3 protein-coding genes are annotated in these 2,627 nt (G+C 62.2%); all 3 read right to left on the minus strand.

Annotated features, from left to right (window positions below):
* Window positions 1-574, minus strand: a 574-nt coding sequence (locus OC610_RS25235) for an ABC transporter permease (protein ID WP_264431745.1), incomplete at its 3' end; no start/stop codon positions are given.
* Window positions 564-1,511 (minus strand): ABC transporter permease, encoded by a 948-nt coding sequence (locus tag OC610_RS25240; protein WP_264431746.1) that lies wholly within the window; start codon window positions 1,509-1,511, stop codon window positions 564-566. The genes OC610_RS25240 and OC610_RS25235, both read right to left, overlap by 11 nt.
* Window position 1,512: 1 nt before the next feature.
* The gene (locus tag OC610_RS25245; protein WP_264431747.1) at window positions 1,513-2,547 is read right to left on the minus strand and encodes an ABC transporter ATP-binding protein; all 1,035 of its coding nucleotides are present in this window, start codon (window positions 2,545-2,547) and stop codon (window positions 1,513-1,515) included.
* Between the last annotated feature and the right edge of the window lie 80 nt (window positions 2,548-2,627).

A 2,627-nucleotide genomic window follows, 5' to 3' on the forward strand; every position in this document is an offset into this window, starting at 1 on the left:
GCAGCGCCGACCCCAGGTTAGGCAGGACGATGTAGCGAAAGGTCTGCCAGCCGTCGGCGCCCAGGTCCATCGAGGCCTCGATCAGGCTGTGGGACGTGCGGCGCAGGCGGGCGATGACGTTGTTATAGACGATCACTACGCAGAAGGTCGCGTGGCCGACAATGATGGTGAACATCCCGGGCTCGATGCCCAGGCTCTTGAACGTTGCCAGCAGGGCGATGCCGGTGATGATTCCCGGCAAGGCGATCGGCAGGATCAGCATCAGCGAAATGCCCTGTTTGCCGAAGAAGTCCCGGCGGTACAGCGCCGCCGAGGCCAATGTGCCGAGCACCATGGCAATCAGCGTCGCGACGGTGGCGACCTGCAAGGACAGCTTGATCGCCTCCAGCACGTCGGGGCGCGAGAAGGCCACGCTGAACCACTTCAATGTCAGCCCCTTGGGCGGAAAGCTGAACGCAGCATCTTCGGTGTTGAAGGCATACAGGAAGATGATCAGGATCGGAAAGTGCAGGAACACCAGCCCGCCCCATGCCGCGATCCGCAAGCCCCATGACGCTTGAGAGTCAGAGTGCATCGAAAGCCCCCAGTCGCTTGACGATGGATAGATAGATGGCGATCAGCACGATGGGCACCAGCGTGAATGCCGCGGCCATGGGCATGTTGCCGATGGCGCCTTGCTGGGCGTAGACCATGCTGCCGACGAAATACCCTGGCGGGCCCACCAGTTGCGGCACGATGAAATCCCCCAGGGTCAGCGAGAACGTGAAGATCGAGCCGGCGGCAATTCCGGGGATCGACAACGGCAGGATCACCTGCATGAACGTCTGGCGGGGCTTGGCGCCAAGGTCCGCCGAGGCTTGCAGCAGCGACGGCGGCAGACGCTCCAGGGACGCCTGGATCGGCAGGATCATGAACGGCAGCCAGATGTAGACGAACACCAAAAAACGCCCCAGGTGTGAGGTGGACAAGGTGCTGCCGCCCACGCCGGGAATCCCCAGCACGAACTGCAGCACAGGGCCCAGGCCCAGGTGCTGGACAAACCACTGTGCCACGCCGCCCTTGGCCAGCAGCAGCGTCCAGGCATAGGCCTTGACGATGTAGCTGGCCCACATCGGCAGCATGACCGCGATATAGAAAAACGCCTTGGTCTTGCCGCTGGTGTAGCGCGCCATGTAATAGGCAATCGGGAAGGCGACGATGGCGCTGGCGATGGACACCACGATTGCCATGGCCAGGGTGCGCACGATGATGTCGAAATTCGACGGTTGGAACAGCGCCGCGAAATTCGCCAGGGTCAGGTCCGGCGTGACCGCCATGGTGAAGTCGTCGAAGGTATAGAAACCCTGCCACAGCAAGGTCAGCAGCGAACCCAGGTAAATTGCGCCGAACCAGATCAGCGGCGGCACCAGCAACATCGACAGGTACAGGTTGGGGCGTCGGTACAGCAGGTTGGAAAAACGTCGCAGCGGTGAGCCGGGCGTAGGTGTTCGGGTGAGCGCCAAGGTATTCATTTCAGACCTCGGCCCCGGTGTCGTGCAGGGCGATCATTGCCTCGCGGGCCCAGCGCACGGTGAGTTGCTGGCCGGTCTGGTATTGGGTCGCGTTGTCCACCCATTGGGTATTGGCCTGGCTGAGGTTCAGCGTCTGGCCGTTGTCGAGTTTCAGCTCGTAGCGCGTGGCGCTGCCCTGGTACTGGATGTCATGGAGCAGGCCCTGGATTTCAATTTCATGGCCGGCCAGCGGGCCTTCGGCGAAACGCACATGCTCCGGGCGAATCGAGAACGGCTGAGGATGACCGCTCAATTGCCGGGCCAGTTCGCCACGGATCACGTTGGAGGTGCCGACGAACTCGGCAACGAAGGTGGTCGCCGGTTTCATGTAGAGGTTGCGTGGGGTATCGACTTGTTCGATCCGACCTTTGTTGAACACCGCGACGCGATCCGACATGGACAGCGCTTCGGTCTGGTCGTGGGTGACGAAAATGAAGGTGATGCCCAGTTGGCGTTGCAGCTTCTTCAACTCGCTCTGCATCTGTTCGCGCAACTTCAGGTCGAGGGCGCCCAACGGCTCATCCAGCAGCAACACTCGAGGACGATTGACCAGCGCGCGGGCCAGGGCGACGCGTTGGCGCTGGCCGCCTGAAAGCTGCACCGGCTTGCGCTCGCCGTAGCCGCCCAGGGCGACCATTTCCAGCGCTTCGTCGGCGCGCTTGATTCGTTCTGCCTTGGCCACGCCCTTGACTTTCAAACCGTAGGCCACGTTGTCGCGCACATTCATGTGAGGGAAGAGGGCGTAATCCTGGAAAACCGTGTTGACGTCCCGCTGATAGGGCGCGAGCCCGGTGGCTTCTTCGCCGTGGATGCGGATCGAACCGGCACTGGGTTGCTCGAACCCGGCGATCAGCCGCAGGCACGTGGTCTTGCCCGAGCCGGAAGGGCCCAGCATGGAAAAGAACTCGCCGTCCTGGATATCGATGGAGACCCGGTCAACGGCCTTCACCTCGCCGAATTGACGGGAAACGTGGGTGAACTGGACTGCAAGCGTCATGGTGCGGGGCTCCAAAAGCGGGGCGGTATGAAACGTCAACGATTGGCACGCGATCCGGTGGCGAGGGAGCTTGCTCCCGC

This window comes from Pseudomonas agronomica, assembly GCF_025917275.1.
In the GTDB taxonomy this organism is placed as follows: domain Bacteria; phylum Pseudomonadota; class Gammaproteobacteria; order Pseudomonadales; family Pseudomonadaceae; genus Aquipseudomonas; species Aquipseudomonas agronomica.

Excerpts from the sequence above, each read along its gene's own strand:
- OC610_RS25240 (WP_264431746.1), bottom strand. The coding sequence starts at position 1,511 with ATGAATACCTTGGCGCTCACCCGAACACCTACGCCCGGCTCACCGCTG.
- OC610_RS25245 (WP_264431747.1), bottom strand. The coding sequence starts at position 2,547 with ATGACGCTTGCAGTCCAGTTCACCCACGTTTCCCGTCAATTCGGCGAG.